Origin of the sequence: Nocardiopsis sp. NPDC006139 (assembly GCF_040614155.1) — a bacterium.
GTDB lineage: Bacteria > Actinomycetota > Actinomycetes > Streptosporangiales > Streptosporangiaceae > Nocardiopsis > Nocardiopsis changdeensis.
This window is the reverse complement of record NZ_JBEXTT010000006.1, coordinates 169,964-185,470: the sequence shown is the minus strand read 5'-3', so window position 1 is coordinate 185,470 and position 15,507 is coordinate 169,964. Positions and strand designations below refer to the sequence as shown.

General features: G+C 73.3%; 15 protein-coding genes. 6 read left to right on the top strand and 9 right to left on the bottom strand.

Annotated elements, in window-relative coordinates; all coding sequences use genetic code 11:
* Window positions 1-3: 3 nt before the first annotated feature.
* The 4 genes from ABZ249_RS10120 to ABZ249_RS10105 form a co-directional block, all read right to left on the bottom strand.
* On the bottom strand, window positions 4-441 hold the full coding sequence (locus tag ABZ249_RS10120) for an Lrp/AsnC family transcriptional regulator (protein ID WP_220562578.1): 438 nt from the start codon (window positions 439-441) through the stop codon (window positions 4-6).
* Window positions 442-849: 408 nt separating this feature from the next.
* On the bottom strand, window positions 850-1,728 hold the full coding sequence (locus tag ABZ249_RS10115) for a hypothetical protein (RefSeq protein ID WP_355259956.1): 879 nt from the start codon (window positions 1,726-1,728) through the stop codon (window positions 850-852).
* A gap of 698 nt (window positions 1,729-2,426) precedes the next feature.
* On the bottom strand, window positions 2,427-3,665 hold the full coding sequence (gene kynU, locus ABZ249_RS10110) for a kynureninase (protein WP_355259953.1): 1,239 nt from the start codon (window positions 3,663-3,665) through the stop codon (window positions 2,427-2,429).
* Between the two features lie 49 nt (window positions 3,666-3,714).
* A complete protein-coding gene (locus ABZ249_RS10105; protein ID WP_355259950.1) occupies window positions 3,715-4,623 on the bottom strand; it encodes a tryptophan 2,3-dioxygenase family protein in 909 nt (302 codons plus the stop codon).
* Window positions 4,624-4,823: 200 nt separating this feature from the next.
* Here ABZ249_RS10105 and ABZ249_RS10100 point away from each other — a divergent pair, with 200 nt between their 5' ends.
* Window positions 4,824-5,291, top strand: coding sequence for an Lrp/AsnC family transcriptional regulator (locus tag ABZ249_RS10100; RefSeq protein ID WP_220562582.1), 468 nt, complete (start codon window positions 4,824-4,826; stop codon window positions 5,289-5,291).
* Window positions 5,288-5,554 carry a DUF4031 domain-containing protein gene (locus tag ABZ249_RS10095; RefSeq protein WP_355259947.1) on the top strand — a complete coding sequence of 89 codons (267 nt, stop codon included), beginning with the start codon at window positions 5,288-5,290 and terminating at the stop codon, window positions 5,552-5,554. Before ABZ249_RS10100 ends, ABZ249_RS10095 begins: the two co-directional genes overlap by 4 nt.
* A 151-nt stretch (window positions 5,555-5,705) precedes the next feature.
* Here ABZ249_RS10095 and ABZ249_RS10090 read toward each other — a convergent pair whose 3' ends face one another.
* The 3 genes from ABZ249_RS10090 to ABZ249_RS10080 all read right to left on the bottom strand — a co-directional run bounded on the left by ABZ249_RS10090 (window position 5,706) and on the right by ABZ249_RS10080 (window position 8,826).
* The gene (locus tag ABZ249_RS10090; RefSeq protein ID WP_355259944.1) at window positions 5,706-6,374 is read right to left on the bottom strand and encodes a metal-dependent phosphohydrolase; all 669 of its coding nucleotides are present in this window, start codon (window positions 6,372-6,374) and stop codon (window positions 5,706-5,708) included.
* Between the two features lie 116 nt (window positions 6,375-6,490).
* Complete coding sequence (locus tag ABZ249_RS10085) at window positions 6,491-7,147, bottom strand: response regulator transcription factor (protein ID WP_355259941.1); 657 nt, start codon at window positions 7,145-7,147, stop codon at window positions 6,491-6,493.
* A 44-nt stretch (window positions 7,148-7,191) separates the two neighbouring features.
* The gene (locus tag ABZ249_RS10080; RefSeq protein ID WP_355259938.1) at window positions 7,192-8,826 is read right to left on the bottom strand and encodes a histidine kinase; all 1,635 of its coding nucleotides are present in this window, start codon (window positions 8,824-8,826) and stop codon (window positions 7,192-7,194) included.
* A gap of 187 nt (window positions 8,827-9,013) precedes the next feature.
* On the opposite strand from ABZ249_RS10080, the gene ABZ249_RS10075 reads away from it, so the two are divergent.
* Together ABZ249_RS10075 and ABZ249_RS10070 are read left to right on the top strand one after the other, a co-directional pair.
* Window positions 9,014-10,303: an MFS transporter gene (locus tag ABZ249_RS10075; protein WP_355259936.1), complete on the top strand. Its 1,290-nt coding sequence runs from the start codon at window positions 9,014-9,016 to the stop codon at window positions 10,301-10,303.
* Between the two features lie 65 nt (window positions 10,304-10,368).
* Entirely contained in the window at window positions 10,369-10,821 is a 453-nt protein-coding gene (locus ABZ249_RS10070; RefSeq protein ID WP_220562588.1) for a VOC family protein, read from the top strand.
* A gap of 13 nt (window positions 10,822-10,834) precedes the next feature.
* On the opposite strand, the gene ABZ249_RS10065 is transcribed toward ABZ249_RS10070, so the two are convergent.
* Complete coding sequence (locus ABZ249_RS10065; protein WP_220562589.1) at window positions 10,835-11,608, bottom strand: DeoR/GlpR family DNA-binding transcription regulator; 774 nt, start codon at window positions 11,606-11,608, stop codon at window positions 10,835-10,837.
* 239 nt (window positions 11,609-11,847) lie between these two features.
* Here ABZ249_RS10065 and ABZ249_RS10060 point away from each other — a divergent pair, with 239 nt between their 5' ends.
* Together ABZ249_RS10060 and ABZ249_RS10055 are read left to right on the top strand one after the other, a co-directional pair.
* A complete protein-coding gene (locus ABZ249_RS10060) occupies window positions 11,848-12,567 on the top strand; it encodes a glycerophosphodiester phosphodiesterase (RefSeq protein WP_355259932.1) in 720 nt (239 codons plus the stop codon).
* Between the two features lie 247 nt (window positions 12,568-12,814).
* Window positions 12,815-13,435: a TetR/AcrR family transcriptional regulator gene (locus ABZ249_RS10055; protein ID WP_355259929.1), complete on the top strand. Its 621-nt coding sequence runs from the start codon at window positions 12,815-12,817 to the stop codon at window positions 13,433-13,435.
* Here ABZ249_RS10055 and ABZ249_RS10050 read toward each other — a convergent pair.
* Window positions 13,404-15,335 carry an SGNH/GDSL hydrolase family protein gene (locus tag ABZ249_RS10050; RefSeq protein ID WP_355260260.1) on the bottom strand — a complete coding sequence of 644 codons (1,932 nt, stop codon included), beginning with the start codon at window positions 15,333-15,335 and terminating at the stop codon, window positions 13,404-13,406. The two genes, ABZ249_RS10055 and ABZ249_RS10050, sit on opposite strands and share 32 nt — an antisense overlap.
* Window positions 15,336-15,507 lie beyond the last annotated feature (172 nt).

Genomic DNA, 15,507 nt, shown 5'->3' with positions numbered 1-15,507 from the left:
CCCTCACAGGGGCGGCTCGTCCAGGATGAACATGGTCTGGGTGCTCTTGACCTCGGGGATGCGCTGCAGGCGCTCCAGGACGAAGGTGCGCAGGGCGCCGGCGTCGGCGACCCGGACCAGCAGCAGCAGGTCGACGTCGCCGGAGACGAGGGCGGCGTGGTCGACCTCGGGGATGTCGCGCAGGTACTCGCGGAACCTCTCCCAGGAGTGCTGCTCGATGCGCACCGAGACGTAGGCCGACAGGCCGATGCCGTACTTCTCGGGGTCGATGACGGCGGTGAACCCGCGGATGACCCCTTCGTCGCGCAGGCGCTCCAGGCGGGAGTAGGCGTTGGCCCGGGAGATGTGGGCCTGTTCGGCCACGGCCCGGATGGACATGCGACCGTCGTCGCGGAGCAGGGAGATGATGCGGCGGTCGGTGTCGTCCAACGGCACGGCCATGTGTCTTACCTCATACCGCTCAGGCCGCGCTCCCATGAGACCCGGGGGATCGCGCGGCGGCGCTACTGAGCAGTTCGTCCAGTATCGGCGTGGGGGCATCGACAATATGGGGTGATTCGCCTCATATTCAAGACACGGAGTACACCGATCCGGGAACGCCTCCGGAGACCGCCGACGGCAATGGCGCCGCCGGAACCCGCGGTCCCGGGCGCGACGGGGTCGGCGGGCGGGCCGGTCGACGGCGACCGGCGCGCCCCCGGACATGCCGAAGGGCCGTGGTCGTCGAGACCACGGCCCTTCGTCGGCCCGCCGGGTCGCGTGCCCCGGAGAGTCCTTTGTCCGTGAGGACACCTGGCGTCTCGGGCTCCCCGCGATCACGGGGACCCGGCAGGCCGGGCGGGGATCCCCCTACCCGCGGCCTCGCAGGCGGTCGAACAGGGAGCCCAGGCTGTGGCGGCCGCTGCTCTGGGCGGTCAGGCCGCGGCCCTCGTCCTCGGCGCCGGCGTGGGCGCCGGCGGGACGCCGGTTCCAGGCGAAGAACAGGGCGATGAGGATGGCCGGGATGATGGCCAGGGCCAGCAGGCCGGTCCCGCCCAGGACGCCGTCGCCGGCACCGGTGAGCTGGACGCCGGAGAGGTCGTTGGCGGCCGTCTGGGCGCTCACGCCGGAGTCGTCGGAGCCCTCGGAGTCGTCGGAGCCCTCGGCCGCGGCCTGCTCCTCGGCCTCCTTCTTCTCCGCCTCCTCCTTCTTCTCGGCCTCGGCCTTCTCGGCCTTCTCCTGCTCCTTCTTCTCCGCCTCTTCCTTCTTCTCCGCCTCGGACTCCTCGTTGAGGACTTCCTCGGGGATCGGCGAGACGGCGTCCTCGCACTTGTTCTCAGGCTGCTGGAAGGGGTGCGGGGCACCCTCGGTGCCGTTGCCGTCGCCCCACTCGGTGATGTAGTACTCGACGCCGTAGAGGTGGCCGTTGCCGCCGCTGACGGTGTAGTTCGTGTCGTCCCAGGTCTCGCCGGTCAGTTCGGCGAAGGTCTTGCCGTCCATGTCCAGCAGGACGTCGCAGTCGTGGGAGGGGACGCCGGGGCCGCGGTCACCGATGAAGAATTCGGCCTTCTTGCCCTCGTAAACGACGTAGCCCTCGGTACCCAGCGGCCAGCTCGGGCTGGAGAAAAGGCCCTTCTGCATGGGCTCGCCGCCTGCGGGCGCGCCCGTGTCACCGTTGATGCCGGAACCGTCGTCCCAGAAGTAGGTCGCGGTGACTTTGCCGTACTGGATGGGAGTTTCGTTGCTCATTGAGTATCTGCCAGGTAGACAACAGGGCCGAGAAGACCTTCGGGCACGTCGCAGCAGTTCACCGGGCATGCTCGGGCACGCCTCGGAAAGGGCGACATGACAGGGCTCTCCCGCCGTGGAAATCAGCGGGTGGGAATCGGAAAGCGCCGATGGACTTCGGCGGTCCGCGGGGCCGGCTCATGGAGCGGGCGGCCCGGATTCCCGGAAAGGGTCTCGATTCCCCTGCGGCTCACAGGCCGGTCAAGGGCTCGGCACCACTTCGTAGAAGACTCATAACGAAGCGATCACGAGGACACTAACCCAGGTTTAAGCAAAGTGCGCAAGGATTCCGGGTAAAATGACGATCCGTGTTCACCCGGGCACGGTCCGGGTCGTTTCCCCGAGGCCTCCGAGAACAGCGGAACCCCCGCCGTGGCAGGGGTTCGGGCCCGCCCGGGGACGGCGGGCGGGCCCTGTCCGTGGCCCTCGTCACGGGTTCCCTCCGACACGCCGCGAAGGCCGCCGGACCCCTTACGGGGACCGGTGTACGCGCCGGTAGGTCACGGCGGTCCCGGCCCGGGCGGCGCGGGCGCGCGGACGGGCGCGCATCGTCAAGCCAGGGCAATCCGCCCTCTCCGGCAGGGTCACCGGGAGGGCGGATGTTCCCCTCCCGACGCAAAGAACCCCGGGGGCCGCAACCCCCGGGGCCGCCTCTCGGCTCAGGTCACCTGTCCGCGCCGGGCAAAGCGCTCCTCACGCCACTCCCCCGTGCGGACCACCTCGTGCAGGGCCTCGGTCGCGTCCCACACGTCCGTGTACCGCAGGTACAGCGGGGTGAAGCCGAACCGCATCACGTCCGGCGCCCGGAAGTCGCCGATCACACCGCGGGCGATCAGCGCCTGCACGATCGGGTACCCGGCGCCCCCCTCCGGCTCCACCAGGGCGACCTGGCTGCCGCGCCGGGCGTGCTCGGCCGGGGTGACCGAGGAGATGCCCGCCTCCGCCGCCCGGGCCAGGAACAGGTCCGTCATCGCCAGGCTCTTGGCGCGCACCAGGGCGAGGTCGGCCCGGGCCCACACGTCCAGGCTCGCCTCCAGGGCGGCGTCGGCCACCAGGGGCTGCGAGCCGCTGAGGAAGCGCGACACCCCCGGGGCGGGCTCGTAGTCGCCGGTGAAGTCGAAGGGGCGGGCGTGCCCGTGCCAGCCGCTGAGCGGCTGGTCGGCCGCGGCGTGGTGGCGGCGGGCGGCGTACAGGAACGCGGGGGCGCCCGGGCCGGCGTTGAGGTACTTGTAGGTGCAGCCGACCGCGAAGTCGGCCCCGGAGGCGGACAGCTCCACCGGCACCGCCCCGACGCTGTGGCACAGGTCCCAGATCACCAGGGCGCCGTGCTCGTGGGCCAGCCGGGTGATGCCGGGCATGTCGCGCAGGGTGCCGGTGCGGTAGTCCACGTGGCTCAGCAGCAGCACCGCCACGTCCCCGGCGGCGAGTTCGCGCTCCAGGTCCGGGCCGTCGGGGTCCACCCGGCGCTGGACCGCCCCGGCCAGGGAGACGGCGCCCTCGGCGACGTACAGGTCCGTGGGGAAGTTGCCCGCCTCGCCCAGGACGACGGAGCGGTCCGACATGCGCAGCGCGGCGATGACGCACTTGAACAGGTTGGCCGAGGTGCCGTCGCCGACGATCACCTCGTCGGGGTCCGCGCCGACCAGCGGGGCGACCTTGGCGCCCAGGGTGCGGGGCTTGTCCCACCAGCCGGCGTCGTTCCAGCTGCGGATGAGGTCCTGCCCCCACTCCCGCTCGATCATGTCGGCGACCCGGCCCGGGGTGCTGCGCGGCAGCGCGCCCAGCGAGTTGCCGTCCAGGTAGATCACCCCGGCGGGGAGCACGAACTCGTCGCGCAGCGGGGCCAGGGGGTCGGCGGCGTCGAGCGCGGCGCACTCCTGCCGGGTGGTGGGCGTCATCGGGCGTCCTGCTTCCTGCTCATGGTGGTTCGGTGTCACGGGGCCGGGCTCAGATGGTGCTGCGCAGGGACCACAGCTCGGGGAAGACGTCCTTCTCGACGTTGCGGGCCAGCCAGGTGAGGCCGTTGGAGCCGCCGCTGCCGGGCTTGCCGCCCATGGTGCGCTTGACCGCCATGAGGTGCAGGTGGCGCCATCGCGTCACCCGCTCGGCGACGTCCATCAGGGCCTCGGCCAGCAGGTAGAGGTCGTTGCCGGGGCGGTCGTCGGCGTAGACGCGCGCCCACGCCTCCTCCACGCGCGCGTCGGGCGCGTACTCCTGCGTCCAGTCGCGCTCGGCGGCCCCGGCGGGCACCGGCAGGCCGCGCCGGCGCAGGAGGCGCAGCGCGGCGTCGTACAGGCTCGGCCGCTCCAGCAGGTCGCGCAGGTCGGCGGCGACGCCGGCCATGCCCTTGTGCGGGCGGATCATGGGGGCGGACTTGTTGCCGAGCACGAACTCCAGCTTGCGGTAGCCGAAGGACTGGAAGCCCGACGCCTCGCCGAAGGAGTCGCGGAACCGGTTGAACTCGGTGGGGCTCATGTCCCCGAGCAGCTTCCAGGAGTCGTTGAGGACGTCCTGGGCGGCGGTGGCGCGGCGCAGCCAGGCCAGCGCGCCGGGGACGTCGTCGTTCTCCAGGGCGTCGCGGGCCCGCTCCCAGCGCTCCTGGATCAGGACGAACAGCAGTTCCATGATCTGGGTGCCGATGATGAACGCCGTCTCGGCGGGCTCGTCGGTGCGCGGGTTCTGCAGGCGCAGCAGCGTGTCGATCCCGGCGTAGTCGACGTAGGGGGTGTTGCGGTCGAAGGACAGGGTGGGCTGCCCCGCGTTCTCCTGCGCCCGCCGGGCCCGGGCCTCGGCATCGGTGCCCTCGACATCGGCGGGGATGTACGGGCACTGCTGTGCGGACGTCGTGGTGAGCATCGGGAGGACCCCTCGTGTACTGCGCGGAACGTGCTGGGTGCACACGGCGCCGCCCGTGGAACCCCCGTCACGGCGCTGTGTACGTCAGCACACATGATCGAGCAGAAGAGGGGGGAAAGGAATGGACGTTGCACTCCAAAGCAGGACATCAACCTGGTATCCATAACATGTCCGGAAAATCTACTTTTGGATTGCAAAGCATGGCCTCACGAGCGCCCACGGCGCTGGACGGCGTCGACCAGCGGATCCTCGCCGAGCTCCAGCGGGACGGCCGCCTGTCCTTCAACGAGCTGTCCCGCCGCGTCAACCTCTCGGCCCCCGCCGTGGCCGACCGGGTGCGGCGGCTCACCGACCGCGGGGTGATCACCGGCTACCATGCGCACGTGGACCCGGCCGCCGCCGGACTGCCGGTGACCGCCCTGGTGCGCATGCAGTGCTTCGGCGCGCACTGCCTGCTGCGCGAGCCGGGGTCGCTGGAACGGCCCGAGATCCTCCAGGCCCACCGGGTCACCGGCGACGACTGCTGCGTCCTGCTCATCGCGGTGCGCACCATGGAGCACTTCGAGGAGGTCATCGACGGCCTCGCCGCGCACGGCCGCCCCTCCAGCACGATGATCCTGTCCAGCCCGGTGCCCTGGCGCCCGGTCTCAGCCCCGAGGACCCCATGAGCGTGCTCATCGACACCCCCGTCTGGCCCGGCCCCCGCGGCTGGCTGTTCGCGCACCTGGTGAGCGACAGCTCCTACGCGGAACTGCACGACTTCGCCCGTGAGCTGGGCGTGCCCGAGCGGGCCTTCGACCGCGACCACTACGACGTCCCCGAGCACCTGCACGCCCGGGCCCTGGCCCTGGGCGCCGAGCACGTGACCGGCAAGGAGCTCGTGACCCGGCTGCGGGCCGCCGGCCTGCGCCGCCCCAGGCTCCGGGCCTAGGCCGCGCCCTTGTGAACCTCCGCCCCACTCGGACCTCCGCTCCGCTTCGGCCCGCCCGTCGGGTGGCGGAAGGTCCTCGACGGACGGCCTGCGGCCGCAGACCTCCCTCGAGGACCGCTCCTCCGGGACCTCCGGGACCCCGCCGGGCGCCTCACGCGCTCCGGGGGTCGTCCGGGGACGCCGCCTCGGCGGCCAGCCGGTCCAGTTCGGCGAGCATGTTGGACCGGGCCCTGGCCTCCCAGTGGATGCGGCCGAACTCGGTGTGGAATATCTGCGGGGCGTCCAGCATGCCGCGCAGCACCCGGGAGCGGCCCTCCCGGAACGCCTCGTCGGGCACCCGGCGGTACTCGGCGCGGACCGCCGCCGTGTAGGCCAGGTACTCGTCCGGGGCCCCGGCCAGGACGGACAGGTCGGCGTCGGAGAGCACCTGCCCGTCGGAGTCGTCCGGCCCGGGGGCGTGCTCCCTGGTCATCAGGACCAGCCGGGCCACCTCCCCGACCCGCTCGGGGGCCAGGCCCAGCATGGGGAGCAGTTCGCGGGCCAGTCCGGCGCTGCGGTCCTCGTCCAGGCCGGGCTCGGTCTCGTACACGGCGTCGTGGAACCAGACCGCGTAGCGGACCAGGTCGGGCGAGACCGCCTCTTCGGCCAGGATGTCCACGGCCCGCAGCGTCGCCCACAGGTGGGTGAGGGTGTGGTAGCGCCGGTGGGGTTCGCTCCAGCGCGTCAGGAGCTCGCGCCCCACGGCCCGGGCCTGCGGGGAGTCCCCGGCCAGCCGCTCCCAGGAGGCTTCGAGCAGGATCCCCTCCTCCTCGTTGAGCATCCGTGCCCTCCTCCTCGGCCGCCGCCGCGGCCGCCGTCTCCCGTCGCGTCCGCCACAGTCTCCCCTACCCGGGTACCGCGGTTCGAGTCCCGTACCCCGTTCCCGGCCGCCGGGCCTCAGCCGTCGGCGGTGAGCCCCGCCTCGTAGGCGAGGATCGCCGCCTGCACGCGGTTGCGCAGCCCCAGCCGGTTGAGGATCGCGCTGACGTAGCTCTTGACGGTGCCCTCCACCAGGAACAGGCGGTCGGCGATGTCGGCGTTGGACAGGCCCGCGCCGACCAGGGCCAGGACCTCCCGCTCCCGCTGGGTCAGCTGCTCGACGCGGGTCCTGGCCGCGGCCTCGCGGGCCGGGCGCCCGCCGCCGAAGCGGTCGATCACCTGCCGGGCCACCTGCGGGGACAGGTAGGCGCCGCCGTCGGCGACCGCGTGCACGCCGGTGATCAGCTCGCGCGGGTCGCCCGCCTTGAGCAGGAACCCCGAGGCCCCGTCGCCCAGGGCGCGGGAGATGTAGGCGTCCTCTCCGAAGGTGGTGAGGACGACCACCGCGGTGGACGGGGCCAGTCGGCGCATCTCGGCCGCCGCGGCGAGCCCGTCCAGGCGGGGCATGCGGATGTCGACCAGTGCCACGTCCGGGCGGTGGGAGACCGCCAGGTCCACCGCCTCCCGGCCGTCGGCGGCCTCGGCCACCACCTCGATGTCCGGGTCGCTCTCCACGATGGCCCGCACCCCCGCGCGGATCATCGCCTCGTCGTCGGCGATCAGCACCCTGATCACGTGTGCTCTCCTCATGGTCGTCGTCGCGGGCCCGGCGGGCGCGCTCACCGTATCGGTGCCTCGCCCTTGGCGGACAGCCGGCCGTCGGTGAAGCACAGCTGGTAGAACACCCGGTCCTCGTCGAACAGGTCGGCGCTGCTGCGGTAGTAGCTGCACACCGCCCCCTCGGGCACCGCGCCCTCGGCCAGCTCCCGGGCGTCGAACGGCACCGAGAAGGGCGGCAGCGACTCCTCGACCTCGCTCTGCGGTGTCCCCGGGCGCAGTGCCCCGAACTCCTCCGGGGTGAGGGTGGTCTCCTCCATGCTCGCGGCCATCACCCAGAAGACCAGTGCCGCCAGCCCCGCGACGGCCGCCAGGGGCACCGCCACCAGGGCCATCGACCAGCCGCGGATGCGGCGCCGCGCGGCCCGCTGGAGCCGGTCGATGGCGGTGTCCTCGTCCTCCTCGGCCGCCTCGCCGGGCGGTGCGGCCCCGCCCCGGCGGGGGATGACCGCGCACACCTCCCAGGCCCCGTCCCCGGTGGGGCCCGCGGCGAAGGCCCCGCCGGCCAGCCGGACGCGTTCGCGCAGACCGATGAGGCCGCGCCCGCCGCCGACCCCGTGCCGCCCCGCCGCCGCCTCCTCGGGAACGGGGTTGACCACCCGCACCTCCAGGCGCTCCCCGTCGCCGGCGATGGAGACCGCCACCTCCGCTCCCGGGGCGTGCCGGGTGGCGTTGGTCAGGGCCTCCTGGACGACCCGGTGCACCGCCCGGCCCACCATCGGCGCCAGGGCCGCGGTGTCGAGGTCGCGGACCAGGGTGATCCGCATGCCGGAGTCGCGGGCCCGCTCGACGAGGTCGGCGACCCCCTCGCCGGTCGGGGTGACGGGGTCGGGCTCGGCCTCGGTGCGCAGCACCCCGATGATCTCCCGCAGGTGCTCGGTGGCGGTGACCGCGGTGGCGCGCAGCTCGGCGACGGCCTCGCGGTGGCGCTCCCCCAGCCCGGGGTCGACCTCCAGGGCCCCGGCGCGCAGGGCGATGAGGCTGAGCTCGTGCCCCAGGGAGTCGTGCATGTCCTGGGCGATCCGCGAGCGCTCCCGGCTGCGGGCCTGCTCGGCGACGAGCCGGTGCTCGCGGCGGAGCTGGCGGGCGTGCTCCCACCCCGCGGCGGCCAGCGCGGTGTGCTGGCGGCGGTGGGCCCCGAGCAGCCAGGCGGGTCCGGTGTTGACCAGCAGGGTGACGACCGCCACCGCCCACGTGCTCAGCGGGTAGGCGCCCCATAGCAGCGGCAGGGTCCCCAGCACCAGGGCCGCGGCGGCCAGGGCCAGGGCGGGGCGCGTGTCGGGCGAGCGGCGGCCCGCGAGGTAGGAGACGCAGGCCAGCAGCAGCCCGCCGCAGAAGAACCAGAACGAGGCGGCCGCGGCCACGACCAGGGCGGCCGGGGGGTGGCGGCGGGCGAGCAGGGCGGCCGCCGCCGCCACCGCCACCCCGGTCGCGCCCCGGGCGGCGGCCTCGCCCGCGCCGGTCGCGCCCACTGTGAAGACCACCACCGCCTCGCCCGCGAACAGCAGGGCCGCGACCGCCCCCAGGGCCGCGTCGCCCAGCGCGGCGGCCCGGGTGGGCGGCCCCGGCAGCGGCCGCACCGCGCGCCGCAGGGCGCGGCGGGCACGGGTCGCTCGGGTCGGGGCGGGTTCTTCCATGCCACCGAAGCTACCGACCGGCGCGCCGCCCCCGGTACCCACGAAAGTCAGTTCCGGTACGACCGGTGTTGCCTATCATGGGATGAATTGCGGTCCCCTTCCGTGGTCCCCCTCGTCGCGTCGTGCTGGTACCCGGAAAGCGCCCAGGACGAGCGCGCGGGACGGGAACCACGAAAGGGGCGGACGCATGTCGCCGATGGAGACACTGCGCCGGATGCACCACCTGGCCGGATGGCCACTCCTCACGGTGAGCTTCATGGCCCGCCTTCCGATCTCGATGTCCCTCATCGGCCTGCTCACCCTCGTCACCGGGGCGACCGGCAGCGTGGCCGCGGGCGGGGCGGTGACCGGGGCCTTCGCCCTGGGCGAGACCGTCGGCGGGCCCGTCATCGCCCGGTTCGCCGACCGCCACGGCCAGCGCCGCCCCCTGCTGGTGATGTCGCTGGTCGACGCCGTCCTCATCGCGCTGCTCGTGGCCGCCGTCCTGGCCGGGTACGGCCTGCCCGTCCTGGCCGGGCTCGCCGCCCTGGCCGGCCTGTGCCTGCCCCAGGTCGCCCCCATGGCGCGGACCCGGTGGGTGGTTCTCATCCGCCGGCGCGGCGACCGGGGCGTGGAGCGGGAGCGCTCGCTGGCCGCCGCCATGTCGGTGGAGGGCGTGCTCGACGAGGCCGCCTTCGTCCTGGGCCCGGCCCTGGTCGGGGTCCTGACCGTGCTGGTCTCGCCCACCGCCAGCGTGCTGGGCGCCGCCGTGCTCATCGGCGTGTTCGGAACGGTGTTCGCGCTGCACCCCACGGCGCCGCCCGGGTCCGCGCCGGTCCGCGGCCGGGGCGGCCGGATCGCCGTGCCCGCCCTGCTGGTGCTGACCGTGCCCATGTTCTGCCAGGGCCTGTTCTTCGGCGGCATGTCCACCGGGGTCACCGCGTTCGCCGCCGAGTCGGGGTACGGCGACCTGTCAGGGCTGATGTACGCGGTGATGGGTGCCAGCAGCGCCGTGGCGGGCCTGCTGATGGCCTCCCTGCCGGCGGGCTTCACCCTCACCTCCCGCGCGCGGGTCGCGGCCGGGGCGCTGTTCCTGCTCTCCCTGCCGCTGTACCTGCCGCACGGGGCGGCCACCCTCGCCCTGGCCGTGTTCGTCCTGGGCGCCGCGATCGGCCCGCACCTGGTGACCCTGTTCGCGCTGGTGGAGAGGGCCGCCCCGGCCAGCCGCCTGTCGCAGTCGATGGCGATCGTGCTGAGCAGCCTCATCCTGGGCCAGGCACTGGGCTCGGCGGTGGCCGGGTCGCTGGCCGACGCGCACGGCTACCAGGGGGCGTTCGCCCTGGCCACGCTGGGCGGGCTGGTCTCCCTGCTGGTGACCGTGGCGGTCATGCGGACCCGGTGGTACGGGCGCTCCCCCGAGGCCGGGGAGGCCCCCGGAACCGGGGGCACCGCGGACGTACCGCCCCACGGGAGTGATACCGGGAACATCAGGCGTTAAACGAGCGTTAAAAGACGACCTGCAGATCCCGACGACCCTTAGGCTCGGACCTTGTGCTCGGACTCATGACCATCCTCGACTCCCGCCGTTCGAAAGAGGACGACGTGCCACAGCTCACCGGACTGGCCCGCATCACCCTCTCGGTGCGCGACCGCGACGAAAGCGTGGACTTCTACCGCGACGTGCTCGGCTTCAAGGTCAAGTGCCGCCGCGACCACGACGGCACCCTGCGGACCGAGTGCCTGCACCCCGCCTCGGGGCTGCTCCTGGCACTGATCCAGCACCGGAACAACTTCAAGAACCGGTTCGACCGCAGGCACTGCGGCCTGGACCGGCTCACCCTCGGCGTCGCCAACCTCGGCGAGCTGGAGGCGTGGGAGGAGCGGTTCGCCGACAAGGACGTGGACCACCTGCCGATCGTGCACGGCGAGGAGGGCTCCACGCTGCTCTTCTACGACCCCGACGGCACGGAGCTGGCCCTGTTCACCCGCGCCGACCTGGAGGAGGACGCGGGCTGACAGGGCCCGTCCCTCAGCGCTCGCACTCCACCAGCTTCAGGCGCACGTCGCGCTCGGCGAGTTCGTCGACGGCCGAGCGCGGGAGCCGGTCGTCGGTGATGATGAGGTCGAACTGCTCCAGGCTCGCCACCCGGAAGGTGCCGAACTTCCCGTACTTGGTGCTGTCCACGGTGAGCACGCTCTTGGAGGCGATGCGCAGCAGCTGCTGCTTGGCCACCACCTTGGCCTCGGACGGGGTGGTCGACCCGCGCTCGGCGTCCCAGGAGCTGCTGGCGATGAACGCCAGGTCCACGTTGACCTGCTTGAGGAACTCGGCGGTGAAGCGGCCCACCGACGAGTGGTCGGAGTGGGACACCACGCCGCCGGTGTGGATGAGCTCGATGCCCGGGTACTCCATCAGGTGGCCCACGACGTTGAAGTCGCTGGTGATGACGGTGAGCCCGACCTTGTCGGTGAGCATCGGGACCATCTGGAGCGTGGTCGTGCCCGCGTCGAGGTAGATGGTGAAGTTCTCGCGCACCAGGTCGGCCGCGGCCCGCGCGATGGCCCGCTTGGCGGGCACCTCCAGCTGGGCCTTGGCCAGGTAGGACGGCTCGCTCTTGAGCCGCGCGGCGAGCCGCACCCCTCCGGTGACCGACAGGACCTTGCCGTCGTTCTCCAGTGCCTGGATGTCGCGACGGACGGTCATGTGGGACACGGACAGCATCGAGGTGAGCTCGTTGATACTCAGCACATGCCGCTCCTGGAGGAGCTTGAGGATGTGCTCTCGTCGCTGGTCCGGAATCATCGTTCGCCTCACACTCGGGGGCCTGGCCGCTGCGCCGTGCGGTCACGACGCCGTGTAACAAAGTTTCCCAGTTCGCGGCACCGGGGACGGCTGTCCCACGACGTGAGTCCGCTCGCAATCGCGCGGGAACCCCCCGGACACACCGCCGTTCGCGCCCCGGCGGCCGCCCGCCGCAACCGGTTTCGGCGTTTTTCCTGTTTGCCCCACGTGCGCCGGTGGTTTTTGCCACCCTTGACAGCATGACGTTGTCCATCGCACTGCGCGGAGACACCGCACGTTTCCCCGGGAACACGCTCCCGGCCCTGCGCTCAGCCTGGCGTGCCGGGGCCGACCTGGTCAAGATCGACGTCCACCTGACCTCCGACGGGTACCCCGTCCTGGTCGACGAACGCACCGTGGCGACCCCGGGGTCCCCGCCGCGGCCGGTGGCCGAACTGACCCTCGCCGAACTCGCCGGAGCCCGCGACGACGTGGACCGGCGCATCCCGACACTGATGGAGGTCACCGCGGAGTTCACGGGTGACGAGGGGCCGCCCCTGCTGGTGGACTCCGCCACCCCGGAGGCCGCGCTGGCCGCGGACTCCCTGCTGCGCGACCGGGTCACCGCCCGGGTCCTGCACACCGGCTCCACCGAGACCCTGGCCGCCCTGCGCGCCCAGAACCCCGACGCCCGCCTCATGATCGCCTGGGACCAGCCGACCCCGCCGTCGGAGTCGGCCCTGCGCGGCCTGCGGCCGACGTACCTGGGGACGCACCACACCCTGATCACGCGGGACTCGATCGGGGAAATGCACCGATTCGGATATTCGGTCGCCGCGTGGACGGTGAACGATTTCACGGAGATGGCGCGGTTGGTCGGAATGGGAGTGGACGCCATCGCCACCGAACGGGTGGACGACCTCGTCCCCCTCACGACCGGCCGCGTCCAGGGGGGAGTGCAGACGACGGGGCAGGTCTGAGCCGCTTCCGCGGCCTCGTGCGCACCGTGGCGCCCCTGGGGAGGAGGCGCCACGGAGGGCATTTCACGCGACATTTCTCGCATGGTTCACATGTGTCACCGAACTTCGCCATTAATCACCGAGTTCTGCGGTTCCGCCCGTTTCGCCGTGCGATCGCGGATATCCTCGAAAGCGATTCACGCAAGGAACCCTGACGCGCGCCGCCGTCCCCTCGACGGCGCGCCCCCGAGCGATGAGACACCGACACATGACGGCCGACATCTCCCCTCACGCGCTCCGCGCGACGGCCCCCGTCCTGGACTGTGCCGCCAGGCTGTTCGCCGAGCACGGCTCCCGAGGCCTGCCCATGTCCGACCTGACCCGCCGCATCTCGGCGGAGACCGGGACGGACCCCGCCTCGCTGCGTCGTCTCTTCCCCACCCGCTTCGACCTGGCCTACGCGGTGGTCCTGCGCGCGGCCCGGGACCGGGTGGAGCGCCAGCTGGCCGCCGACGACCCCGCCGCGGGCGCCGTCGAGCGCATGTCCGCGCTGGTGGTCCGGCACGTGGAGACGGGCTGGCGGCACCGGACCGCCACCGCGCTGGCCCACGAGATCCTGCCGACCCTGCGGGCCATCCACCAGGAGCGCCACCGGGAGATCGGCGCCCTCCACCGCACCTACCGCGAGCACATCCGCCGGATCATCGTCGACGGCGTCCTGGCCGGCGCCTTCCACGTGGACGACCCGGGCCGGGCCGCCGACGAGGTGCTGGACACCTTCGACTCCCTGCTGCACTGGTACCGCCCCGAGGGCGGGCTCAGCCTGGCCGACCTGGGGGCCGTCTACGTGGACCTGGTCATCCACCACCACCTGGGCTGTCCGCGCTGACCTCGTCGGGGGAGCCGCCGTCGGCGCGGGGGCGGCCCATCAGCGCGTCGAGGTCGATCGACTCCGCCAGGGCGCGCAGGCCCGCGTCCCCGGGGTGGATGTGGTCGCCCGAGTCGTAGGCGGGCAGCAGCCGGGTCGGGTCCTGCGGGTCGCGCAGCACCGCGTCGAAGTCCCACACCCCGTCGAACGGCGACGAGGGGTCCTGGGCCCGCGACCGCAGGTGCGCGTTGACCGTCTGGCGGGCGGCCTCCACCTGCGCGGTGCAGCGCGCCTCGCCCGCGCACGGGCCCAGGGTCGCCACGAACACCCGCATCCCGCGCTCGCGGGCCGAGGCCGCCAGGTCCTCCAGCCCCGCGATGACCTGCTCGGGCGGGGTGCCCCAGCGCAGGTCGTTGATCCCGGCGAAAAGGACGAGCGCCTGCGCTCCGTGCTGGCCGAACACGTCGCGGGGCGCGCGGTGGAGCCCGGAGACCCCGGAGGCGTTCACCGACACCCCCTCGCCCGGGTAGGCGTCGCTCACCACGTGGTTGCCCGTGATGCCCAGGTTGAGGACGCCCGGGTGGGGCAGGTCGGCGCGGGCGTGCAGGCGTGCGCTGAGCACGTCCGGCCAGCGCCTGTGCGCGTCCCGGGTGGAGCGGGCGCCGTCGGTGATGGAGTCGCCGAACGCGACGATCGCCCCGGGCGCGTCCATGACCTCGATGCCGGTGAGGAAGGGCCACTGGTAGAGGCGGCCGGTGAACGGGGCGCCGGTGGTGTCCAGGGTGAGGTCGCCGCCGCCCGGCTCCCCGAGGTAGCTCGTGTCCCCCGCCGCGTAGTGCAGCGGCGCGGCGTACACGGGGTCGGGCAGGTAGAGGCTGACCAGGGCGTCGGTCTGCGGCGGCAGCAGCAGGTCGACGGGGTCGCTGTAGACCTGTCCCCCGGCCGGGATGGAGACGTCGGAGCGGCCGCCGAAGGTGAGCGGGACTGCCGCGCCGCGCGTGGCGGCGCCGGTCCCGCGCAGGGCCACCGAGGCGGCGCCGATGGTGACCGGCTCGGCGGCGAACGTGTTGTCCAGGCGGATCCGGACCCGGTGGCCGCCCGTGGTGCTGCGCACGGCCAGGCGGACCGTCTGGTCCTGCCAGGGGCCCACCTCCATGTAGGCCGAGGTGGCCCGGGCCCAGGTCCCGGTCCACCCGTGGTCGGCCGCGCGGGTCCCGATGGAGAAGACGTGCAGGTCCCCCGGGTCGGTCTCGGGCAGCACCAGGTGGGAGACCTCCCTCCCGGGGTCGGCGGGCACCGAGCGCGCGTACAGGCGCACCGAGCCCAGCACCGTGTCCGCGCCGTCCGTGACACCGGTGTCGTCGGCGTCCGCGCCGGCGTCGTCGGTGTTGGCGTAGGGCAGGACCAGGGCGGCGTCGCCGGCCGGGCCGCTGACCCAGTCCGGGGAGGTGAGGGCGAAGGGCTGCTCGGTGCCGTCGGTGTAGACGATCCGGCCGCTGCCGCCGACCGGGGCGCCGCCCGCGCCGGTGGCCGTGACCAGGAACGTCAGCGACTCGTGGCGGCCGTACAGGCGTACCTCCTGCCCGTCGGCGACCAGGTGGTCCGGGCGCCCGGGCGCGTAGTCGGGGACCTCCAGGGTGGTGCCCAGCAGGGTGATCTCCCGCCCGGGCGTCCATCCGGCCAGGGCCAGGGCCTGGGCGGAGAGGCTGTTGCCCGCGCCGTCGAGGTCGACGTCGGCCGTCGAGCCGTCCCGGGAGACGCCGACGCGGTCGAGGAGGCTGCTGAACGGGCGGCCCGGGGGCGCGGCCGGCGCCTGCGGGGCGGGTTCGGTGGGCCGGGCGTCCACGTCCCGGGAGACGGTGGCGTGCAGGACGGTCACCAGGGCGGCGCCCACCAGGACGGCGGCGGACGCGCGCAGCAGGCCCCTGTTCCAGGTGCCGGGCCCGCTCCGCCGGGACCCGCGGTGCGCTCCGCGCCCTCGTCGCCGCTCGTCCACACCACACCCCTCACGGTCCGCCGGACACACCCCTGCTAACGATCCGTCCGACGGCGCCGGGTTCGGGATGGTTGGTGAGACGTGGGCCACCACCGGG